General features: G+C 61.1%; 20 protein-coding genes. 9 read left to right on the top strand and 11 right to left on the bottom strand.

Features of this window, described 5'->3' with window-relative positions:
- Positions 1 to 9: 9 nt before the first annotated feature.
- Entirely contained in the window at positions 10 to 1,248 is a 1,239-nt protein-coding gene (locus MUG95_RS13855) for a molybdopterin molybdotransferase MoeA (RefSeq protein WP_247008808.1), read from the bottom strand.
- Between the two features lie 86 nt (positions 1,249 to 1,334).
- On the opposite strand from MUG95_RS13855, the gene MUG95_RS13850 reads away from it, so the two are divergent.
- The 8 genes from MUG95_RS13850 (at position 1,335) to MUG95_RS13815 (ending at position 8,870) form a co-directional block, all read left to right on the top strand.
- Positions 1,335 to 1,697, top strand: coding sequence for an Hsp20/alpha crystallin family protein (locus MUG95_RS13850; RefSeq protein WP_247008807.1), 363 nt, complete (start codon positions 1,335 to 1,337; stop codon positions 1,695 to 1,697).
- Positions 1,698 to 1,715: 18 nt separating this feature from the next.
- Positions 1,716 to 3,509: an ABC1 kinase family protein gene (locus MUG95_RS13845; protein WP_247008806.1), complete on the top strand. Its 1,794-nt coding sequence runs from the start codon at positions 1,716 to 1,718 to the stop codon at positions 3,507 to 3,509.
- A gap of 61 nt (positions 3,510 to 3,570) precedes the next feature.
- Positions 3,571 to 3,954, top strand: a complete 384-nt coding sequence (locus MUG95_RS13840) for a translation initiation factor IF-5A (protein ID WP_247008805.1) — start codon at positions 3,571 to 3,573, stop codon at positions 3,952 to 3,954.
- The gene (gene speB, locus MUG95_RS13835) at positions 3,955 to 4,755 is read left to right on the top strand and encodes an agmatinase (RefSeq protein ID WP_247008804.1); all 801 of its coding nucleotides are present in this window, start codon (positions 3,955 to 3,957) and stop codon (positions 4,753 to 4,755) included.
- A 36-nt stretch (positions 4,756 to 4,791) separates the two neighbouring features.
- Entirely contained in the window at positions 4,792 to 5,652 is an 861-nt protein-coding gene (locus tag MUG95_RS13830) for a prolipoprotein diacylglyceryl transferase (protein ID WP_247008803.1), read from the top strand.
- Positions 5,653 to 5,694: 42 nt separating this feature from the next.
- Complete coding sequence (locus MUG95_RS13825) at positions 5,695 to 6,462, top strand: Nif3-like dinuclear metal center hexameric protein (protein ID WP_247008802.1); 768 nt, start codon at positions 5,695 to 5,697, stop codon at positions 6,460 to 6,462.
- Between the two features lie 117 nt (positions 6,463 to 6,579).
- Positions 6,580 to 7,767 carry a redox-regulated ATPase YchF gene (locus MUG95_RS13820; RefSeq protein ID WP_247008801.1) on the top strand — a complete coding sequence of 396 codons (1,188 nt, stop codon included), beginning with the start codon at positions 6,580 to 6,582 and terminating at the stop codon, positions 7,765 to 7,767.
- Positions 7,768 to 7,856: 89 nt separating this feature from the next.
- Complete coding sequence (locus tag MUG95_RS13815; protein WP_247008800.1) at positions 7,857 to 8,870, top strand: deoxyhypusine synthase; 1,014 nt, start codon at positions 7,857 to 7,859, stop codon at positions 8,868 to 8,870.
- A 37-nt stretch (positions 8,871 to 8,907) separates the two neighbouring features.
- On the opposite strand, the gene eif1A is transcribed toward MUG95_RS13815, so the two are convergent.
- The 10 genes from eif1A to MUG95_RS13765 all read right to left on the bottom strand — a co-directional run bounded on the left by eif1A (position 8,908) and on the right by MUG95_RS13765 (position 21,237).
- A complete protein-coding gene (gene eif1A, locus MUG95_RS13810; protein ID WP_256463856.1) occupies positions 8,908 to 9,195 on the bottom strand; it encodes a translation initiation factor eIF-1A in 288 nt (95 codons plus the stop codon).
- A gap of 680 nt (positions 9,196 to 9,875) precedes the next feature.
- Positions 9,876 to 11,573, bottom strand: a complete 1,698-nt coding sequence (locus MUG95_RS13805; protein WP_247008794.1) for a histidine kinase N-terminal 7TM domain-containing protein — start codon at positions 11,571 to 11,573, stop codon at positions 9,876 to 9,878.
- Positions 11,574 to 12,136: 563 nt separating this feature from the next.
- Positions 12,137 to 12,421: a hypothetical protein gene (locus tag MUG95_RS13800; RefSeq protein WP_247008791.1), complete on the bottom strand. Its 285-nt coding sequence runs from the start codon at positions 12,419 to 12,421 to the stop codon at positions 12,137 to 12,139.
- A 234-nt stretch (positions 12,422 to 12,655) separates the two neighbouring features.
- Entirely contained in the window at positions 12,656 to 14,296 is a 1,641-nt protein-coding gene (locus MUG95_RS13795; protein WP_247008789.1) for a CapA family protein, read from the bottom strand.
- A gap of 154 nt (positions 14,297 to 14,450) precedes the next feature.
- On the bottom strand, positions 14,451 to 16,034 hold the full coding sequence (locus tag MUG95_RS13790; RefSeq protein ID WP_247008787.1) for a Mur ligase family protein: 1,584 nt from the start codon (positions 16,032 to 16,034) through the stop codon (positions 14,451 to 14,453).
- On the bottom strand, positions 16,031 to 17,194 hold the full coding sequence (locus MUG95_RS13785) for a poly-gamma-glutamate biosynthesis protein PgsC/CapC (RefSeq protein ID WP_247008785.1): 1,164 nt from the start codon (positions 17,192 to 17,194) through the stop codon (positions 16,031 to 16,033). Before MUG95_RS13785 ends, MUG95_RS13790 begins: the two co-directional genes overlap by 4 nt.
- Before the next feature lie 62 nt (positions 17,195 to 17,256).
- Positions 17,257 to 17,637, bottom strand: a complete 381-nt coding sequence (locus MUG95_RS13780) for a response regulator transcription factor (RefSeq protein WP_247008783.1) — start codon at positions 17,635 to 17,637, stop codon at positions 17,257 to 17,259.
- Positions 17,638 to 17,685: 48 nt separating this feature from the next.
- Positions 17,686 to 19,719: a GAF domain-containing protein gene (locus MUG95_RS13775; RefSeq protein WP_247008781.1), complete on the bottom strand. Its 2,034-nt coding sequence runs from the start codon at positions 19,717 to 19,719 to the stop codon at positions 17,686 to 17,688.
- 197 nt (positions 19,720 to 19,916) lie between these two features.
- Positions 19,917 to 20,222 (bottom strand): hypothetical protein, encoded by a 306-nt coding sequence (locus MUG95_RS13770; RefSeq protein ID WP_247008780.1) that lies wholly within the window; start codon positions 20,220 to 20,222, stop codon positions 19,917 to 19,919.
- Positions 20,223 to 20,478: 256 nt separating this feature from the next.
- The gene (locus tag MUG95_RS13765; RefSeq protein WP_247008779.1) at positions 20,479 to 21,237 is read right to left on the bottom strand and encodes a hypothetical protein; all 759 of its coding nucleotides are present in this window, start codon (positions 21,235 to 21,237) and stop codon (positions 20,479 to 20,481) included.
- A 599-nt stretch (positions 21,238 to 21,836) separates the two neighbouring features.
- Here MUG95_RS13765 and MUG95_RS13760 point away from each other — a divergent pair.
- Positions 21,837 to 23,153: an ABC1 kinase family protein gene (locus tag MUG95_RS13760; protein ID WP_247008777.1), complete on the top strand. Its 1,317-nt coding sequence runs from the start codon at positions 21,837 to 21,839 to the stop codon at positions 23,151 to 23,153.
- The last annotated feature ends 60 nt before the right edge of the window (positions 23,154 to 23,213 follow it).

Below are 23,213 nucleotides of genomic sequence, written 5' to 3'. Positions count from 1 at the left end.
GTACGGGCGTCACGGGTACCACTCCCAGTCCTGGACGGCGACGCGTTCACCTTCGGGTATCCCCTCCCGCCCGTCGGGGACGACGACCCAGCCGTCGGCCAGCGACACGCTGGAGAGGACGCCCGCACCGCTTGCGCGCGTCGGGACGGCGGTGGGGAGGTCGGCGTCGGTCGACTCGTCGTCCGTCAGCGACACCCGGGCGAACGTTCTGACGCCGGGTTCGCTCGGTATCTTCCGGCCGAGGACAGCCTCGGTCGTGGGATGGTCCCCGAGCGGGAGGTTCCCGGCCCACTTCATCGCGGGCCGGAGGAACTGGACGGCGTTGACGATGCAGGCGACGGGGTAGCCCGGGAGCATCAGCACCGGCGTGTCCTCGACGACGCCGAACCCGAAGGGGTGGCCCGGTTTGAGCGCGACGCCGTGGACGAGTACCTCGCCCAACTTCGAGACGACTTCGGGCACCAAGTCTCGGTCCCCGACGGAGGACCCGCCAGTCGTGACGATTAGGTCCTTCGTCAGGTCCCGCTGGATGGCGGCCCGGAGCGCGCTCTCGTCGTCGGTGACGACGTTGCGGTACGTCGGCTTGCCGCCCCACCGCTCGACGTACTGTGAGACGGTCAGACCGTTCGTCTCGACGATTTCGCCGGGGTCGGGGTCGTGTTGGACCAGTTCCTCGCCCGTCGGGACGACGCCGACCGTCGGCCGCTGGTAACACGTCACTTCGTCGACGCCCGTCGACTTCAGCAGGCCGAGGTCGGACGGCCTGAGCCGGTGGCCCGCCTCGAACAGGACCTGCCCCTCGTCCACGTCCTCGCCAGCAGGGGCGACGTTCTCGCCCTCGGCGACGGCGTCGAACAGTTCCACCTCGCCCGCGAACTCCTCGACCTGTTCCTGCATCACGACGGCGTCCGCGCCGGGCGGGAGTTCACTTCCCGTGTGGACCCGGACCGCCTCTTCCGGACCGAGTTGGCCGTCGGCCTCGGCGTCGTGTGCCCGGAGAACGGCGGGCGAGCGGTCGCCGGCACCGAACGTGTCCGCGGCCCGGACGGCGTAGCCGTCCATCGCGGCACGGTCGTAGTGGGGAACCAACCGGCGAGCCCGAACCGGCTGGGCGACGGCGCGACCCTCCGCCATCGACAGCGGAACGGTCTCGGTCCGGTCGTGGGGAGAGACGGCCGCGCGGAGCCGTTCGCGTGCCTCCGCGGGCGGGGTCACCTCCTTGAAGCCCGACTCTCGTGGGTTCGTCATACCGTCTCTTGGGGTGCCCGCACAAAAAGCGTCGGGCGACGGGGTGGACCGCGGGGTTTTTCGCCTACCGGTTCATATAAGCGGATATGTCAGCGCTCCGCGACGCGTTGCGGGACCTCCCCGAGACGGTGTTCGCCGACTTGCTGGAGAGCGAGGACGCGTACCTGCTGGTCATCGACCTGCCGGGTGCGACGGCCGAAACGGTCGACGTGAGCGTGTCCGCCGGGCGACTACAGATAGAAGCACGCCGCGAGAAGGACCTTCCGCGGGAGTTCCGCTACGTCGAGGAGGAACGCGCTCTCTTTCTCGACGCCGAACTGCCGCTTCCCCCGGACGCCACCGGCGCGGACGCCGAGGGGACGGTCAGTCGGGGCGTCCTCGAACTCCACCTGCCGAAGGCCGGAGCGACGCCGGAGACGGCGGTGCCAATCGAGGACGCCGAGGCCTGAGGACGAGGTGGCAACTCGGTGAACCTTCGCGCCTATAGACGGTTTCTCACCGTCACACGCCAGTTCCTACCACTCTTGCTCGCCTACGCCCGGGACCGCAACCGGTTCCTGCTGTTCGGGCGCTCCCGGACGGTCTCCCCCGAAGAGCGTCGCCGCCGCGCCGCGACACTACTGGACTCGCTGCTCACGCTGGGGCCGACGTTCATCAAACTCGGGCAGTTGCTCTCGACGCGGCCCGACATCCTCCCGCCGGAGTACATCGACGAGTTCACCAAACTCCAAGACGAGGTGCCCCCGGCCGACTGGGCGGAGGCCGAAGGGGTCGTCGAGGCGGAACTCGGTGCCGTCGAGGACGTGTTCACCACGTTCGACACGGAGTCGATAAGCGGTGCCAGCCTCGGACAGGTGTACTACGCCGAGACGGAGGCGGGGCCGGTTGCCGTGAAGGTCCGCCGTCCGGGCGTCGAGGACCTCGTGGAGGCCGACCTGCGGGTCATCCGCTGGTCGCTGCCCCTCGTGATGCGGTTCGTCGGGCAGGCGCGGTCGTTCTCGCTCGAAACACTGGCAGACGAGTTCGCAAAGACGATTCGGCAGGAGATGGACTACGAGCGGGAAGCGCGGATGCTCGGAGAGATACGCGAAAACTTCGGCGACGACCCGCGAATCCGCATCCCGACGGTCGACGACGAACGGTCGACCGGTCGGGTGCTGACGATGGAGTACGTCGAAGGAACCAAGATTTCGAGCGTGAGCGAACTCGACGAGTTGGGCGTCGACCGGACCCAAATCGCGGAGACGCTCCAGCGCGTCTACCTCCAGATGATAGTCGAGGACGGCGTCTTCCACGCCGACCCCCACCCCGGCAACCTCGCGGTGCAGGAAGACGGGACGCTCGTCTTCTACGACTTCGGGATGAGCGGCTACGTGGAGCCGTACGTCCAGGACAGGATTATCGACTTCTACGTCGCCGTCGCCAACCAAGACACGGACGCAATCCTCGACGCTCTCGTGGAGATGGGGACGCTCTCCCCGGAGGCCGACCGCGAGGTGATGGGTGAGGTGATGGAGTTGGCCATCGCGGACGCCCGCGGCGAGGACATCGAGCAGTACCGCGTCCAGCAGATAATCCAACAGGTCGAAGACACTATCTACGAGTTCCCGCTCCGGTTGCCCTCGAACCTCGCGCTGGTCCTGCGGGTCGCCACCGTCGTCGAGGGCGTCTGCGTCACTCTCGACCCCGAGTTCGACTTCATCTCGGTGGCGACCGACTACCTCCGGGACCAAGGGTATCTGGAGGCGGGCATCCGCCAGTTCTTCGAGGACCGCGCCGACGAACTCAATCAGGCCGCCCAGTCCACGATTCGGACGCCGCCGAAACTGGAGCAGACGCTCGACCGCATCGAACGCGACGACCTGCGGGTGAACGCGGACATCGAGGACTCGGACGACCTACTCCAGACGCTCGCAAAGCGGTTGGTCTACGGGATGGTGTTTTCCGCGGGCATCGTCTCGACGGCCGTCCTCTACGCCTTTTCGACGGTCGAGTCCGCGGGCGTCGCGGCCGGCGGGACGGTGCTGGTGGCCGGACTGCTCTACTGGTCGTTCCGGGACAAGAGCGGCATCCGCGCCCAGCCACAGTTCACCCGGCAGAGCATGCGCGAGCGGGACGAGATGGGAGGCGAGGGGAGTGCCGTCGGCGAGATAGACCTCGGCGAAGGGTTCGGCGAGGCAGTCGTGCAGGGTGCCACCGACGAGGAGAATCCCGGGACAGGTGACGTCGAAACCAGCGAGTCGGACGGCCGCTCGACGTAGTTCGGGGCCCGACGCGGCGTGTTCCAAACGGTTTATACCGGTACACTGAATATCGCGGGACATGGCGAGAGAGCAGACGGAAGTCCGCGAACTCGACGAGGGGAGTTACGTGATGATGGACGACACACCGTGTAAAATCAACTCCTACAGCACAGCCAAACCCGGCAAACACGGCAGTGCGAAGGCCCGAATCGAGGGCGAGGGCGTCTTCGACGGGAAGAAGCGAAACCTCTCACAGCCCGTGGACGCGAAGATTTGGGTGCCGATAGTCGAGCGCAAGCAGGGACAGGTCGTCAACGTCGAGTCCGCCGACATCGCACAGGTCATGGACCTCGACAACTACGAGACGATTACGATGAAGGTGCCCGAGGACGTATCGCTGTCGGCCGACGACGACATCGAGTACCTCGAGTACGAGGACCAGCGCAAAATCGTCCGCTCGTAGATGTTTCCCGGTGCGCGGGCCGACCGGGCCGACGCCGACTACGTCGTCGTCGGCGCGCCCTTGGACGCCTCGACGACGTTCCAACCCGGGACGCGCTTCGGCCCGCGTCGTATCCGACATTTTGCGACATCGTTCGACGACTACGACCACCGGACAGGGCAGCAGTTTACCGACCTGTCCGTTCACGACCACGGCGACATCGGACCGACCGACGACACCGCAGAGTACCTCGACTTTCTCACCGGCACGCTCGGAGACGTGCGTGACGACGGTGCGGTGCCCCTGACAGTCGGCGGCGAACACACCGTCACCGTCGCGGGCGTCCGTGCGGTAGACCCGGACGTGTTCGTCTGTCTCGACGCCCACCTCGACCTGCGGGAGTCCTACGCGGGGAACCCACTCTCCCACGCGACGGTCACGCGCCACGCGCTCGCCGCCGCCGAGGAGGCCGTCGTTCTCGGCGCGCGGACGGGGAGCGAAGCGGAGTGGGACCGCGCCGACGCCGACGACGTGACCGTCGTCCCGCCCGCCGAGGTGGCCGAGTGGACACCCGAGTTCGACGGCCAGTCGGTGTACCTGAGCGTGGACATCGACGCCGCCGACCCGGGATACGCGCCCGGGACGGGGACGATGGAGCCGTTCGGGTTGACCCCCGAGACGATGCACGAAGTGGTTCGAGCGGTCGCCCCGTCCGCGGACGGGTTCGACGTGGTGGAGGTCAACGACCGCGACGACGGGCAGGCGGCCACGCTCGCGGCGAAACTCCTCCGAGCGTTCGTCTTCGCGCACGCCGGCTCGTAGGTGGTTTTTAGACCGTGGGAGGAGTGGCTCCCGACGATGGAACTCTCGTCGTGTTACTTCTGTGGAACCGCACTGGACGCGCCCGTCTCGGCCCACCCGCTCGGTGCCGACGGCGGCGACCCGACCGTCTCGCTCTGTCCGACCTGCCGGCGGAAGCTCGCGGCCGTACTCGACGCCGTCGCCGACCCGGGAGCGACGGCCGACGCTCTCGACACGGAGGGGCGCGACGACGCGGCCGAGACGCCGGCCGCCGACACGCTCGACGATACCGACGCCGACGAGGAGGCGGGCGACGGAGCCGAAACCGTGGGCGCAGACGTGTCCGTCTCCGAGAAGGCCACGCTCGAAAGCGACACGAACCTGTTGCACGACATCGGCGACGACAGCGACGAGGACGGCGACGAGACAGCCGAGCCGTCCGCACAACCGGAGAGCGAGGACGAGACGGGCACCGCGGACACGGAGCCGACGGCCGAAACGGCGTCCAGCGTCGGGGACGACTGGCAGAACGTCGTCGGCGGCGAATCCGCGGACGCCGACAGCGAACCGGCGTCCGGGACAGAGAGCGACGAGCAAGAAGACGACGACCACGGGACAGCGAGCGACCACGCCGAAGAGACGAGTCCCGAGCAGACGGCACCAGACGACGACAGCACGACGACGGAGCGCGGTGACGACGGCGGAGACACCCCGTCGATACTCTCGACGCCGACGGCGAAGAAGGTCATCCGCCTCCTCCAGAACCGGGAGTTCCCGGTGGACCGCGAGGAGTTCGAGGTGGTCGCCGCGAGCGCGTACGACCTCTCGCCGCGGGACTGTGCCGACGCCATCGACGCGCTGGTGGCCGAGGGATACGTCGCCGAGGACGGCGACCACCTCGTCGAACCCGAGTCGTGACCGACCGCAAACGTCTCCCGGATGGACTCGGAAGGGCACCGCATGCGCTGTGACGAGGTGACAGCACGGCTGGACGCGGAGCTGCGGACCGACGCCTACGCCGACGTCGACGCGAGTCCCAACGGCCTCCAAGTCGGCCCGCGCGACTGCGAGGTGAACCACGTCGCCGTCGCCGTCGACGCGGCCAGAACGACCGCCGAGGCCGCAGTCGCGGCCGGGGCGGACCTGCTCGTGACACATCACGGCTACGTCTGGGGCGGCATCGACCGCGTGACGGGGCGAATCCACGAGCGACTCACGCCACACTTCGAGCACGACCTCCCGCTGTACGTCTCACACCTGCCGCTCGACGGCCATCAGGAACTGGGGAACGCGGCGGGGGTCGCCGACCTGCTCGACCTCGAGGACCGCGAACCGTTCGGCGAACTCGGCCCGGAACACGTCGGCCAGCGCGGGACGGCGACCGACCCGTTCGACCGCGAGGAATTACAGACCCTGCTCGCCAGCGAACTCGACCACGGTGGCGAGGGCGTGCAGGTCCTCCCGTTCGGCGACGGGACGGTCGAGGACGTGGCAATCGTCACCGGCAGCGGCGTGGATTGGTTGGACGAGGCGGTCGCCGTCGGTGCGGACGCGCTGGTGACCGGCGAGGGGAAACAGCAGGTCTACCACGAGGCCCGGGAGGCGGGCATCGACGTGTACCTCGCCGGCCACTACGCGACGGAGACGTTCGGCGTCCGGGCACTCGCGGACCGCGCCGGCGAGTGGGGTCTCGAGACGACGTTCCTCGACCACCCGACGGGACTCTGAGCGGCGAGTCGACGGCCGGTCCCACGCCTCGGAGTCGCCGGAACCCCTGCGAGAGAGTGTCACGCGAAACGTATCACGAAAGAAACTCTTTACCGCGCTCCCGGGGACCCAGAGGTAATGAGTTACACTATCGGACTCGTCGGCAAGCCCTCGGTGGGCAAGTCGACGCTGTTCAACGCCGCGACGATGAACGACGTGCCGGAAGGGGCGTACCCGTTCACGACCATCGACCCGAGCGTCGGGGAGGCGTACGTCCGCGTCGACTGTGCGGCCCCGGACTTCGACCACGAGTGTACGCCCAACCACGGGTTCTGCCGCGACGGCGTACGGTACGTCCCGGTGAAGTTGGTCGACGTGGCGGGTCTCGTTCCGGGTGCCCACGAGGGCAAGGGCCTAGGAAACCAGTTCCTGACGGACCTCAACGAGGCGGACGTGCTGGTCCACGTGGTCGACTTCTCGGGCGAGACGGACATCGAGGGTGAACCGACCGAAGACCACGACCCCCGCGAGGACATCGACTTCCTCGAAGCGGAACTGGACATGTGGTACCTCGACATTCTGGAGAAGGGAATCGAACGCTACCGCTCGGGCTACCACGGCGAGAACGGCGACATCGAGACGGAGTTGGCCGAGCAGATGAGTGCCTTCCGGACGAACGAGGACGAGATAAAGCAGGTGATTCTCTCGCTGGACCTCGCGCTCGACCCGGACGCGTGGGACGAGAGCGACAGGGAACGGCTCGCCCGCGAGATTCGGATGCGCACGAAGCCGATGATAGTCGCCGCGAACAAGATGGACACGCCCGCGGCACAGGCGAACTACGACGCAATCACGAGCGACCCCGAGTACGACCACCTGACGGTCGTGCCGGTGTCGGCCCACGCCGAGAAGGCACTCAAGACCGCAGACGAGTCGGGCGTCGTGGCGTACCGCCCCGGCGCGAGCGACTTCGAGGTAGTCGAAGACGTGAGCGACGAGCAGGCGGCCGGTCTCGACACGATAGCGTCGTTCGTCGCCGACTTCGACGGCACGGGCGTCCAGTCGGCACTGGAGACGGCACTGTTCGAACGGTTCGGAGCCATCGCAGTGTTCCCCGGCAGCGGAAGCCCCCGCGACGACGGGACGTTCCTGCAAGATTGTTTCGTCCTCCCCGAGGATTCGACGGCCGAGGAGTTCGCGTACTTCCTCCACAGCGACATCGGCGAAGGGTTCCTCCACGGCCACGACGCCCGGTCGGGCCGGCAAATCGGTGCCGACCACGAACTCGACCACCGCGACGTAGTCGAGATAACGACGACGAACTGAGCGGGTGAGAGTCAGAGTGGGTCGGTGGCTGTCACGACAGTGGACCACGAATCGCGGCGTTGATACGCGGGGCCGCCCACTGCCCGGGCATGACCGACGAGTACGAGCCGCCGGAGCGGGAGACGTTCGACCACGACCCGGTCGCCCACGCCGAAGCGCGTGCGGGGATGACCGTCGGCGAACTCGCCACGGAGTACGGGGACGGCGGCATCGGCGCGGCGAATCTCAACGAGGCCGTCGACATCCACGCCGAGATGCTGGACGACGACGTGACGAACTTCGTCGGCCTCGCGGGGGCGATGGTCCCTGCAGGCATGCGGACCGTCGTCGCCGACCTGATTCGGGACGGCCACGTCGACGCACTGGTGACCACCGGCGCGAACCTCACCCACGACGCCATCGAAGCCATCGGCGGGAAACACCACCACGGCCACGCCGACCCGGAGGACGGTGCCACCGAGCGCGAACACGACGAGCAACTGCGTGACGAGCAGGTGGACCGCATCTACAACGTCTACCTCCCGCAGGAACACTTCACGCTGTTCGAGGGGCACCTCCGCGACGAGGTGTTCCCGGTGCTGGCCGAGGAGGGGACGGTCAGCATCCAGCGACTGACCGCCGAGTTGGGGCGGGCCAACGCCGCGGTGAACGACCGCGACGACGTGGCGGAACGGGCCGGCATCGCCGCCGCGGCGTACGAGGAGGACGTTCCGGTCTACTGCCCGGCGATACAGGACTCCGTGCTGGGCCTGCAGTCGTGGATGTACGGCCAGACGAGCGACTTCTCGCTCGACGCGCTGGCCGACATGGACGAGATTACCGACCAAGCCTTCGACGCCGAGGAGGCGGGTGCCCTGGTGGTCGGCGGCGGCGTCCCGAAGAACTTCGTCCTCCAGACGATGCTGGTGAGTCCGGACGCCTACGACTACGCGGTGCAGTTGACGATGGACCCACCAAACACCGGCGGTCTCTCGGGCGCGACGCTGGACGAAGCGCGCTCGTGGGGGAAGTTGGAGAAGGCGGCCCGGAACGTCTCCGTCTACGCCGACGCGACGATTACGTTCCCGCTGTTGGTCGCCGCGGCCCGCGAACGCGTCGCGTAGCCGTCGCTCGCCGGGCAGTCGAGACAGAAGAAGAGAATCAGTTGATGTGGCCTTCGCGGCGGAGCTGGTTCGCGTCGGCTTCCTCGTAGCGCCACTCGATGTTTGCCTTCTCGTCTTGCCAATCCCACGGTTCCACGAGGACCACGTCGCCCTCGCTAATCCACGTACGGTACTTCATTCGGCCGGGGATTCGACCCATTCGGTTCTCGCCGTCCTCACACTGGACGCGGACGTGATTGCCCCCGTTGTGTTCTGTTACGACCGCGAAGAGTTCGTCGTCCGACGGCATCCTGAGGTTCTTGGACTCTCTGTTTTCACTGCTCATACCTTTACTACGTTGGGGGGACATATAAGGTACCTGAGATTCGTGGTACCGTGACCCACGGACCGAGGGGGAACCCTCTTTTTTCGCCTCGCCGTAGCCGTACCCGGCCGATGACGAGGCACGGTTCCGAGTTGGCTTCGACACCCAGCAGTGACGAACCCTATGAGTGCCGAGGCCACCGATTTACTGGTACCAGTGGTTTCAACCCATATTCCGCACCCCTTGGTCTCGATCGCGTCATTTTCCCCTCTTGCGGTTTTGCAGATTGATTGGTTAACTGTCATATCGTGTGTAGCCGGCTCAGCGGGTGCTCCGGCCTCATTCGTCGCCTCGTTCGGTCCACCTGAAACCGGCCCAAGAGCGCGTTTTATTGCTCTCTGTGGCTGTTTTGATGTCTTCTGAAGTTTCGTGCGGCAAGTCGGTACTGATACTGTTTGATTTCGCACAATAAATCGACTAATCGCCAGAGGGAAAATTGATTGGACTGCAATTAGGGGGTGCGGAATATGGGTTTCAACCGGGCTCTTAAGTAACTGAGCGAAACAGTACCTATCTGAGATTGGGAGAACGCTTCGTGAAAACTGTAAGGCACGTAGACACCAGGGAGAGCCTGTTCTCGAGCGGGTGTTTACCCAGTATCCCAGTCGTTCACCTGTCGATACCGTCGCACACGGGCGATCTTAAACTGTGGGTAGTTCAACGTTGAATATCGCCCCTTCGGGGTCGTTATCTTCGATCCACACCTGACCATCGTGTGTGCCAACAATCCTCTCAACGAGATGTAATCCTATCCCTGTGCCAGAACTGTCTAATCCTTGCTCTCCTTTCCCGAAGACTGCCTCTTTTCTACCGTCAGGGACGCCAGGACCATTATCGGCAATGTGGACTGTTACTGTCTCCTCATGTTCGACTGCCGAGATAATCACCTCAGCCACCTCCTCATCATTGTGCTGAATGGCGTTTTTCAACAGATTCCGAAACACCGAGGAGACCGTTTCGTTTGTTGCGAGTGTGACTGAGGGTACCGGCGTTCCGAACTCAAGAGTCGCACCGGGATACGAGGCTTTTACTTCTGTAACTTCGCCTTCCAGAATCGTTTGGAGATCGACCCGCTCTTTCTCAACATCGTCTGAGAGCATAACCTCTGATAAATCCCACGCCGTCTGCGTGAGTTCAATGGCGTGGTCAGCGCTCTCATTGATTGTGTCTATGTACTGTTGTTTGCCTTCTGTTTCACACTCGTCGTCGAGGAGTTCAGCGTACGCTGTGATCAGTTGGAGGTCGTTGCGTATGTCGTGTCTCAGAACCTGACTTAGCGTCTCAAGATCGTCTCGTTGCTTTTCAACGTGCTGTCTGTACTTTCTTTCTGCCGTGATTTCGTGTAAGATGAATGTATGGTTTCTCCCACCGGCGCCGACCGCTGACTCTGACACAGAAAAGTATCGTTTCTCACTGTCAGGCGAGGTCACAATTTCTGTCCCACCGTTGGCCTTTTTCATAAACTGATCGGGAGTTTCGCTTTCGTCTGAGTGAAAAAAGGCGTCTGTCGGCATACCAACGTACTCTGTCCCAGTATTAAACAGGTCTTGAGCAACCTGGTTGGCATACACGAGACGGTCCTGGTCATCAAGAACAAACGTAGCGTCCTCTACTTCGTCTAACAACGTCCTGCGCGCGACGGGAGTCAGGTCCAGAAAGTCGGCGTAGAACAGCGCCCAGAGGAACGTCACGGACAGGACTGTACTCCCGGCCATCGTTGCGTTGTACAGCATGTCTGGATACGGCTCGAGTCCGGCAACCTCAACAATGGCCGCGATGTAAATGACTGCAATACCCCCTAGTATTGTTCGGGTCTGCTTACGATAGGTCCCACTCTCGTACACGTATGCTTCCAGAAACATCGCCAGCATAGCAGTGGCTGCGACAAACACCACAAGGAGATGAACCGCCCACCAGACGCCAAACTCATAGACCGGTGTCCCATTTTGAACAACCGTCGGTGTACGGGTATAAAAGAGATTGCCGGGATTGAGTCCAATCATCAGTGCCTCCAGGCAGAGGTAGCCACCGACACTACCCAGCACCAGGGGTCGCTTAAACCATGTTCGTTCAGTGTACTCTACGGCGACATACATGCCGGAGATGGCCACCACGACTGCAGCGAGCCACGAAACGCCCAGCAAACTGGGAGCGACCAGTTGGCTGTCGAGTCTAGTGCCTGCTCCATAACTGAGTATCCACACGGCTGACCCAAACCCATGGACAATAAGCGGTTTGCCGCCGGGATTCGAACGGTACTGCCACGCGAACAGTGCGACACCCACTGAGATGATGGCCGGAAAGTAAAACAAGACCGGATTGAACTGAGTCACACTCATGTTGTACCGATTGGTTAACTAGTATTAGTATCTGTGCCAAATTCTCACCATGTGGCCAACGAGAGTTCCGTTCGTTCTGTAGAGAGGATGACTCCGTGGGGATTCCGCCGAAATCGCTGGAGCGTGACGTACGCCACGGAGCAACCCTGTAGCGCCGGTAGATTTCTGACGTCGAAAACACCATATTGGGTGGCTATCTATCAGCCGCTATTGAGTTCAAATACCGACCCATGTGTTCTGTTTTTATTATATAATTTCGTGGTGCCGGTAGTTCGTCGGGATTCGAGTGCCGAGGCCACGTTTCTATCCATACATTTGCGAAGAGAGGTGGACGAGCGTCAGAGAATCGCGTCTGCTACCCTCTGAGAGAGGACAGTTGAAAAGTAGTAATTAAACAGAGGTCACTCCAGCGGGTCTAGCGGCCGAACGGAATCGTGCTGACCGTTGTACCTGTTTACGTGCTCCTGTACGTCTTCGTCCTCGAGGTCGTAGAGGTCAAACACCGCCTGACCGATTTCTTGCCCAAGTTCGTCAGTATCGCCCTCGTTCCGTACCGAGATAGATTAATCGAGAGCTTCCCACGAGATAGCCTCGTCGGATTGGCTACTCGATGTAAACTCGATGGTCGACGACTCGTGTACGCGGAGGTAATCGTAGTTTTTGCCGCCGCTGGTTGCTGAATCGGTCCATTCGACCAACTGAATGTTGTCAAAGTTGGCGGCCCGTTTCTCTCCGTCGTCGGGAGGATAGAGCCGGAAATAGAGACGGACATAGGTAGCTTCCTCAGGTGTCGACAGCGACCGTTCGAGACGTTCCCAGCCAGTCGTTCGGTCGAGGTCGATCGACACTGAATCGAGTGCCGAACCACTGGTCGACTCGTACCATCGCACGAGCAGTTCCAGTCGGGTGTCCGTCTCGTGGCGGTACTGGCCGAGAAGGGTCGTCGGCCCGGTTAGGGGAACTCGCGCGGCCGTCGTCAGAATCGACCGCTGGGTGTTGTCTGCGGTTCGGGAAAGTTGAATCCCGCCACTCCCGTCGTATCCGAACTCCGGACCGTTGGAGTCCGATCCACGACTGAACCGTCATAACGGACCTTCGTGCCGTCCGTCGTCGATATCAGGGTCGTCGAACGTCCCAGTCGGAAGGAGGTCACGGCCCAGTTCGACAGATTCCGCCCCGTCTATGACTCGGTTGACCCATCCCGAGTTCCGCGTGTATATCGTCCCGTCTCCGTCCAGCGTTCGGGTTGCTGTCCGGGCCGGTGTCTCGTCTCTTGCGACGTACTCCAGCCTGTTGTGGTCAAGCGAGAACTCATCCGACGACAACGCGGCTGTTTCCCGGAATTGCCACGTCCTCGGTTTGTCGACCACCCCTTTCGGAACGTAGCCTTCAATCAGGAGCGGGTCAACGTACGCTCTGGTGATACCATCAGCAGTGACGTGGACCGTCAAGAGATACGACGGAAACGTCGACCAGAACTCCTGGTCGAACACGAGGTTTCCAAGCGTCCACGCGACCAGTGCCTCATCCTGCAGTTCCACTCCACCGGTTACGTGTGGGTGGTGATTGACGACAACGTCTGCACCGGCTGTCTTTGCCGTTTCGGTCAGGCGTCTGATTCTGTCGGTCGGTTCCTGTTGATACTCGGAGCCGCCGTGGATCTGGACGACCGTTACGTCCGCGTTCGCGTCGACCCCCGATACCGTCCGAGATATTCGGTCGCGAGTCGCCGCTGCTACCCCGACACTCCCGGAGACCGTCAGTTGCTCGGTGTCGGGTGTCCCGGCCACGTCGTCCCCCGACACTGCGTATGTCTCGGACTGGTTGTCGTCGGCTGCCCAGTCGATATCGTACTGGTCGCCCGTAACGGTAGTACAGGAGACCAAGCCGATGGTAAGTCCCCGCCGTTCGAAGTACGTCGGTTCCCACGCTTCTGTGCTGGACCTGCCGGCACCAGACCGTTCGATCCCGGCAGCAGAGAGTGCCTGTAACGTCTCATCCAACCCCGGCGTCAACGCGTCGAGCGTGTGGTTGTTCCCCAGTGCGACGTAGTCGATCCCGGCATCGGCCATCGCGGGTGCGGCGTCCGGGTGCGATACGAAGTGGTACCGTTTGGAGGGGTGTCTCCATGCCGTCGTCGTCAGCGGTGTTTCGAGATTCACTGACGTGAGATCGGCGTCCTCTAACAGGGGGGAGATGTACTGTAGTATCGTCTGGTGTGATTCCATCCGGTCATCAGGTCGAATCTGGAAGTGCGGTTCGAGAGGGTGGTCGTCCTCGTAGAACCGACGGCCAAACATTACGTCGCCGCCGAAACTGAGCGCGACTGTTCCCTCACGAGGTGAGAGTCTGATACGAGGACTCGTTCCCGGAGCCACAGCGACAGTCCGTCCGATAAAATCCGTTTTCGTTGCGCGAAGCCAGATGGGTCCGTCGACCTCCACTACTTCAAATCGTCCTTGCTCATCAGTGGTTGTCTCGGCTACGGATCCTCTCCCTGGGACGATCGCTTTCAGCGTCGCACCGGTGATCCCCTCGCCCTCTATGTCGACAACTCGCCCCGATATGGGCTCGGAGCTACGTGCGGATCTTTGACCGGTCTGTTCTGTCTGAAAATCGTTTTCGGTCGACTCGGACGGCGAAAGAGCGTTACACCCGGCAATTCCCGCTCCCGCTCCGACCGTTGCAATCCGAACGAATTCACGACGGGACCACTGATCCATTGATCTGATAAAAGACACCTTGATAGAAAAATGATGGACTGGCTCTGTTGAAACCCTACCCAGTCGATACAAACGGCCTGCGGCATACAGAGGGTACGTTCAGCACACTATTGTGATCGGTACAACCCATTCTCAGTCCAGCGGTAATAGAGTTCTACTTCTGTTTGATTGGTTCGTTGGCTTCTTTTTCTCGAGTGCTTACTGCCTGCTCGAACTCACGCATGAACTCATCGACGGTGTTTCCCATGATGACGACAGGGTCTGTCCCTGCGAGAAGATTGGTCAGCACAGTGTCGGCGTCGGTGTCGTCGTCGTGTTGGGTCACCGGAAGATCAGTGCTCTCGGCGAAGGCCCGCGTGTTGGCCCCACCGACGTGAACTTCATTGATGTGGCCTTGGTCGTAGAGAAGGTCAACGTACTCTGCGAAGGAGGCGGTTCGCCCCCGTCGATCTCGTCGGAGATAGACGAACGGGAGTATCTGTTCGTCTTCCGAAACGAGTGCCTGGCGGACCATTTCCGTACTCTCGACGTCGTTCACTTGTGCTGCGTTGAACACACGACCGTCGGGAAGTCGGGTCCACTCCGGCTGGATCGCATCTAAAAACGCTTCGAGTTCACCGTCGGGCAGAGGCGATTCGCCGAGAAACGACAGAACCGCGTCAATCGCGTGGGCAGTTTCTGCCCCGATCATCCCCTCGTGTCGTTCTGGAATCTCGACCTGTTCGATGGTACCGCCCCGCCGTTCGATCTCTTCTCCCATATACTCGTGGAGAACAGGGTGTTGTTCCCCACTAATGACGTGTGTCCCGGCGGAGACCGACCGTGCGAATGATCGGGCAATTTTGGTTCGCGTTTTGCCGAGCGTGTCGTTGTGATCCTGACGGACGTTGGTGAGAATGACGATGTCCGGATCGATGAGTTGTTGATTAATGAGCCGGGTGGTGTACTCGGTGATGCCCTGATTTTCGAAGATGCCGATATCCTCGGCGGCATAGGCATCGAGTTCCGGAGCGAACTCCCCGATCACGCTGATGTTCTCGTACAGCGTCGTCCGAGGCCCGCGTCGGTCGATGGGGTGAACCTCGCCGTTGTGGATGAGTGTCGGATGATTCCCGGTAATCTTCGTCAGCGTATCGTAGCCCCGGCGATTGAACACGTCGTCGAGGCGGCGGGTCGTCGATGTCTTGCCACGACTCCCCGCCACGGCGATGCGAGTGTCCAGGCGTCGGAGTGCTTTGCGGTGACGGAACCCTCGTGTTAACTCCTTAATGATACCGGTCAGGCTCGGCTTCCCGACCTCGATAGACCGCGGTTCGTTCCGCCACTCGTATTCGGCACCGACCATGAACATGGGGAGGGCACCCGTGGCCCGCTCTAGGAACCGCTCTAACGCATGCCTGGCATCGCTCTCCGTAGCAAACCGGTCTGCACTGTTGGCGAGTGTGCGCTCGGGTGTCTGTAATTGCCACACCCAATTGTTCCGATCCTGTGGAAGCTCGCCGGACGGCGTCGGGTCTTCTCTGACAATCGTTCGCGGATCGCTGATATCCTCGCTTTCGAACGCGTCCTCATCGCCGCCGAGCGAGGCAACTGCTCCTCGAACTCGGTCGACAGCCTGTCGGGCCTCCTGTGACGTATCGTAGTGATGGCCTCCGGTCGCAACCACGCGTTCCTGAATACGGAGTCGCCACGACCAACCGAACCCTCGCCCGTATATCTCGTATGCAGTCGTGCTCATGAGTCACCTCCCGACAGAACGGATGCCGACAGGACCTCGGACTCGTCAGGTTTGTCAACCGCATACCAGCGCCCGATCCCCAAGCCGACCAACACGACGAACACGCCTATCAGTATCACTGGAAGCGTGAGTTCTTGTGGGATGCCCTTCGGTTCCGGTGTGGCGAACAGCCGAGCCACGAGCACCGCTGGAACGAACACGACTGCTTGGAGAGGCAGTACCAGACGCCGCTCGAATGGCCCTGTCACGTGAGCGTTATACGCTGTGATGCCCGCGAGGAAGGCAATGAAAAACGCAGACAGCCCACGACTAATCGGGAGCGAGAGCGTGAGTGGCACTGCCACGAGAAGTGCAAACGCGGTGGTGGTTCCGAGCAGTACCCGGCCATACCGCAGTATTGCGGCGTTCACCGCCTGAACGAAGCCAAATGCAAGAACCACTAACACGAGATACATGGCGATCAGCCAGGCGTTTGTGAGGGCGTAGACTGCCAGCAGGACAGCCGTAATGACCCCCACCCGGACGCCAAATCTCCCTCGGATACGCTCGGATAACAGAAGACCGAGAACGAAGAGACCGGCCACGACTTCCCTCGAAATGACGACTGCTTCTGCTGAAATATCAACAACTGCATTTTTATACACCGCAACGTCGGCGGTTTCTGCGAACAACACCGGTGGCGTCACTGTCCCGAATCGGGCAGCTATCCCCGGCGTGACCAGTCCCCACCCGATGACGACCAGTCCTGCAAACAGTCCTATCGTTGCGAGTAAATCGTTCCGGCGAAACTCCGGCTTGATGCTGTGGAAGTTGTAGGCCGCGAGACCGGGGAGAATGCTGCCGATAAACACGATGAGATCTGCATCAAACCCGACCTGAGTCAGCCCAAGAAGCGTTACCAACGGGACTGACGTTCCGATGACTAATGCGGCGACGAATTGGTCTCGACCGTAGATCAGGGTTCGCTGTCGAAGATACCAGAGACCGATGTACGCTGCGATAGTACTGAGGACGAACACCGGCACCATCAGGACGTTTTTGAGCGTGTACACTGCGAGGACCGGGACGGTGATCGCTCCACCGAGTCGGTAGCCAGTAAACTGTGTCGTCACTGCTACGCCAAGTAACCCTACGACGGCCAACAGCGTAGCAACCCACATTACAAAAGGAAACGAGACTGATACCTAAAGGTCTACGCATGTGAACGACTACCACTCGACACTCAGACTGCGTCGAGAACGACCTCGATTCGCCCCACAAGTTCGGCTTCCGAGAAGGGCTTTGCCACAAAATCGTCAGCACCGGCGTCGAGTGCTTGCACGATATCTTCCTCCCGGTTGCGGGACGTCAACATGACGACTGGCAGATCCACGAGTGCGTCGTGATTCCGGATACGTTCGAGGACGGAAAGGCCATCGAGTTCGGGCATCATCACGTCTAAGACCACGAGATCTGGTGTATCGCTGGTCCGTGATCCGAGATGCTCCCAACACGCATCACCATCTGTGAACGCCACCACGTCCCATCCGTTTTCAGTCAGGTTGAATTCGACGGCTTCCCGGGTCGTCTCATCGTCCTCAGCGATCACTATTTCGGCGGTCATGTGGGTCTCCTATCCACGCTTTATTACGGCGACGCTTGGTTCCACGGGTCATTCGCTCCGTTCACCAGTTCGGATTTCGATGCGTGCTCCCTGGTCTGTGGCGGGTACTGAGAGGTCCCACCCGTGTGCTTCCACGACATCGACGACGCTCATGAGTCCGATTCCGAATCCCGACATCTCGTCCGTGTCTCCGAGTGCTTCGATCTCCGTCCGTTGCTTGTCGGAAAACCCTGGCCCGTCGTCGGCGACGTAGAACCCCGCCTCATCAGCGAGTGGGCCGACCTCCACGGTAACGTCGTCGCCACCGTGTTCGACACTGTTGCGAAAGAGATTACCGAACAGTTGCAACAGTCGTGTCTCGTCGGCCTGTATCTCACCGAGCGGGTCGTCTGCGGACAAGGTCGCTTTCTGGGCGTCGGTATACGACCACGCTTCCTCGACGATTGGTTGCAACGAAAGTGTGCGTATGTTGACTGCCTGTCGATCACCGCGTGCGATCATCAACAACTCGTCGATGAGTTCCTCCATCCGCTCTAAGGACTGTTCGACGCGTTCGAAATGCTGTGACTCGTTCGTTTTGCGGGCGATTTCGAGAAAGCCGACCGCTCCCGTCATTGGGTTTCGGAGGTCGTGTGCCACGACATCGGCAAACCCTTCGAGGCGGTCGTTCTGTCGCTGGAGTGCTTCACCACGCTCGGCTAGCTGTTCTTCTCGCTTGACTGCAGTTATAGCCTCCGTGACCAACGCCTCAAGAAGGCGGAGACTTTCGATGTCGATCTCGTCGAAGGCACGTGGCTCGGTCGCGGAACTCGTGATGATGCCATGATTCCCGCAGGGAACGTGGACCTCTGACCGCAATTGTGTCTCCGGGTTGTAGGTTCCTGTTTGTTTGGTCAGGTCCTCGTGGTACCGGATTTCGCCACTATCGAAACTCTCCCAAATGAGTGCGTCACCCCGCTCGAACGTCGGGGCCTCCCCAACGACCCGTACTGCTTCGTCTGTTTCAACCGCCGCAGATAACACGTCGTCGTCAGCATCATACTCCCAAAACGCACTCACCGGGAGATTGAACAACTCGACGACCATCTCCATCGTGATCTGTGCGACGTCCGTCATCGTTTCAGCCGTCAGCAACCGCTGTGATACTTCGTGCAGACCTTCCAGGCGTTCTTCGAACCGCTGCCGTTCGAGTTCGTACCCGGCCCACTGTCCGAGAAGCTTGATTACCTCTCGTTCGCCGGCGGTGAATTCCCGGTCACGGTCGTGTGGGGCCGCAAAGCAGAACGTCCCGTAGAGGGTCTCCCCGACCTTGACCTTCGTTCCGATATAACAGCCTAAGTCGAACAGTTCGTACGCCGGGTCGTCGTCGCCCAACTCCGCTCGTGCGTCCTGCATACCGACCAGGTCGTCGCTTTCGATGGTCTTCCGACAGTACGACTGCTCCAGCGGTGCGGTTTCGTCTGGCTGGAGCAGTGTATGATCGCCAACAGCGTGTACAATCTCTTGTGTGTCTTCCTCTATTCTCGACAGGAACCCAAACGGCAGATCAAGGTACTCACACCCAATGGAGAGGATGCGCTCGGCTTTTTGTTCGAACGTGAGAGCGTCCTCTGCACCAACTTGATAGAGTTTGGCCAGTACCTCCTGTTTTTGTTCTGCCGCTCGGGCCCTCCGCTCGCGGTCTGTCACATCCCGAACCACGCCGACAATATCGTCAGTGCCGTCGTCCCGGATATGTTTCGAGACGCGAACGTCTACCATTTGTTCGGTTTCCTGATCAATTTCGAAGGTCAGAATTTCATCCTGGATTTCTCCGTCGGCAATGGAGTTGATGGTTGTAACGAATCGATCAAACTCGGCTGATTCAACCAGTCCTGATTCGACCAGCGTGTCGAACGTGTTGCCAACCAGTTCGTTCCGCTCACGTCCAGTCAATGAGCAAAGCGAGTCGTTGACGTAGGTGATAGTCCCGTCCAGATCAACGATGAAAACGCCGTCTCGAATGGCTTCGATGACGGACCGATAGACACTGATGCTCTCTTCGCGGTCCCCCCAAGCGTCGTCATGGGGATCTGCGTCCATAATTTATACTCATACTCATGAATAATGGTTATTTGGTTTCGCTGAATCAAAGCGCTGTGAAGAGAGGTTTGTCGACCAGTACAGAGCCCGATAGTGAATGGTTCAGAATCTCGTCTGCACTCCGGAGCTGGGCGAATCGTTGGATCCCAATGCGCTCGTAATCGTTCGTGGGCTTCAAAACTCTTCATGCTCGATATCTATTTCGCCGGGTTCGGCGTTACGAGCGTCTTCGAGGTCGTCCTGCAACTGCTCGACTTGCGGTTGGAGTTCTTCGGCCTTCGATTCGTTCTGACTGTAGCGAGGGATCCTTCTTGACGGGCAGCGCGGGCCTCCTGTATCAATTCGTAGAGATACTTTGATCGACTCCCGTAGCCCTGCTCCTCGGCTTCCTGCATCCACTTTTCGGCGTGCTTGCGACTGGGGTAAATCGCAACGTAGGTCGTCTCTTCGGACAGGCCGACCTCGGTCTCCCACTCGGTCTGCTGTGGCTCTTCATCGCTCATAGTGTTTCACAATGGACAATTACGGCTGGATGCACCTAGGCCTATGGATAGATCGTGAGTCGTGAGTGCCGAGGCCTCCGAGTTACCGGTATCAGAGAGCCATCTGTGGCTCTGGACAGCGTTGAGAATACAGACACGTAGAGCGACCGCAGCGGACTCTCGCTCTTCTCATACAGAGTTTGTCAGGAAGGACGTGCGAGACACAGGGCACGTATCGGGAACAAACGGTCACGACCGCCTCGATAGCGCGAATCGGTTACAGATGGGTCAAGTACCGGTGGCCGCCGCTGACCACCAGTCCGAGTCCGAGGAGCCACTGGAGTGCGCCAGCGACGAAACGTAGCGCTGGCTTGCCTGTGTGGTAACTGGTAGTGACGACGACGAAGCCGTCTTGTGTCTCGACTACAAGTCCTCCGTCGTCGTACTCGTTGGCGGGGACAGGCGGCAGTTCAGTGTCTACCTCTGCACCCTCGACGTAGTGGTCAGTCGTCAACGAGTCCCGCCGAATCACACGGCGCAGTTCCGGCGGCACCCTCTCGATGGGGACGGCGATAGCGTTTAGCACCTCCATAGGTGAACGAGGAGTCAGCGTGACTCTGACCTGCCCCTCCGGAACCGTTTCTGAGATACGGTGCGTCGTCCGGGTCCGTTCGTAGAACTGCCCACCGTGGACGGTGTATGCTTGGCCCGTGGTCCAGACTTCCGGTCGGTCGATGGTCAGCGTCCGTGGTTGGCCACTCCCGTTCAGTAGCCACGTCTCCAGTACACAGAGTCGCGTGCTGCTGGTGTCGGTAAGCCCATCACAGCCGATGCCGGCGATGCTTTCCGGTCGGTTGGCCCACTCGCCGTCGACAGTAAAGCGCGTGTCGTCGTCGGCGGCAGTGACGGCCACGCGCTGGTACTCGTAGCGCTCGTCGCCGGGTGAAACGATGTGGAAGTGGCCCACGTTCACCAGCAGAAAAACACCGACGACCAGAAAGATCAAACCTCGACGAGCGGGCGCGTCCAAGGTCATTAATTACCGGCCCTGTGTCGAATCAATATACCTTTGCTCCGGACAGTCTGGACTCCGGGCAGTACGTGTACTTCAGAGTCACGCGGCCAACTGAGGGCCACCAGTTGGAGAGTATATCGCTACAGATTGCACACTCAAAAACGGAGTGTGGAGTATCCGACACCTGAATCGTGCCGGTACGAACATACGACACCACGACTGACGTTGCAGGAGTGAAAACTGTCATCAATCGGTTTGTGCCCGTAGGTCGTCCGGATTCGAGTGCCGAGGCCTGCATCTCCCATCTGAGGGGATGTATCCGGTAGTGGCCGAATGAACAGCGAAGCGTGAAATCAAGCGGTGCTAATACCAAGCAAATACCGTTCGTACGGGAATGGGTGGTACTCTCCCTCACTGCAGACGGGTTTAAATACAGTAAGAAATACCTCGTATGAGAGGATGTAGAGTCAATTTGATATTGAATATATACTTGTAACGATGGCTCAGCCAGTCCATCGGTATCGAGGGGGTCGTACGGAACGGGCGATGCGGGGCCGTCGGCGCGTCCGTTCGGGGCCGGGGACCGCACTCGAACCGCCCACATGTCGAGGTGATACGGCGTGATATCGAGACTTCGGACCTACGCTCGCATCGTCGTCATCGTCTATGCGTTCCTTCCGATTATCGTCACTTCCACGCTCGATAGACTGCTGGGTGGAAACGAGCGATTGCGGGAACGACAGGCGGTCTGGTTGCGGGAGACGCTCGTCGACCTCGGGCCGACGTTCATCAAACTCGGGCAGTTGCTCTCGACCCGTCCGGACGTGGCTCCACCGGAGTGGCTGGCGGAACTGGAGAAACTACAGGACGACGTCCCGCCCTCCCCGTGGGAGGACGCCCGGAAAGTCGTCGAAACGGATCTGGGACCAATCGAAGAGCGGTTCGACTCCTTCGACACCGAGTCGATAAGCGGTGCGAGCCTCTCACAGGTCCACCGGGCGAGCATCGACGGCCGCGACGTCGCGGTCAAGGTGCGCAGACCGGAGCTAGAGCATCGCGTCGAGCGCGACCTCGAAGCCCTCGACAAACTCCTGTGGGTACTCATCCAGTTCGTCGACGACGGACGGGCCTTCTCGCTCGAGAACCTCTCGGAACACTTCCGGGAGACGCTCTACGAGGAGATGGACTTCGAGCGCGAAGCGCGCATGATGGCTGAGATACGCGCGAACTTCGAGGACGACGACCGCGTGACGATTCCCGAGGTCGTCGACTCGCACTCGACGGAACGGGTGTTGACGATGGAGTACGTCGACGGCACGAAACTGACCGACCTCGAAGAACTCGACCGGATGGATATCGACCGACCGCGACTGGCGAAGGACCTCCACCAGGTGTACCTGAAGATGTGTCTCGTCGACGGCGTCTTCCACGGCGACCCCCATCCGGGCAACGTCGCCGTACAGCCCGACGGCACCGCGGTCCTGTACGATTTCGGGATGAGCGACCACGTTCCCGATGGGCTCCAACAGAAGTTCGTCAGCTTCTATCTGGCCGTCGGCAGCGAGGACCCCGACGAAGTGATTACGGCACTCTCCGAACTCGGGATGCTCGATCTCGATGCTGCTGAGGGGGGCCGCGAAGAGTTAGAGGAACTGGTCGCCACGCAGGTCGAGGCGGCACAGGGCGGCGGGTTCGACTTCGCGGAGATGCGCGCTCTCGTCGAGGACCTCGAGGAAGTGGTCTACGAGTTGCCCTTCCGGCTGCCGAAGGACATGGCACTCGTGTTGCGCGTCATCGCCATCGGCGAGGGCATCTTCACGACTGTCGACCCGGAGCACGACATCGTCGAGGTGAGCGCGGAGATGCTCGCTCGCCACGGCTACGCCGATGCCGAACGGGTCAAAGAAATCGCCGAAGGTGGCCTCGAAGTCTCCTGAGATACCGGGGCCGCCTTTCGCCCCACGACACCGCAGGAACCGACCGTCGACCGGTCGTGC

This window comes from Halorientalis litorea (genome assembly GCF_023028225.1).
In the GTDB taxonomy this organism is placed as follows: domain Archaea; phylum Halobacteriota; class Halobacteria; order Halobacteriales; family Haloarculaceae; genus Halorientalis; species Halorientalis litorea.
This window is presented reverse-complemented; position numbering and strand designations above follow the sequence as displayed.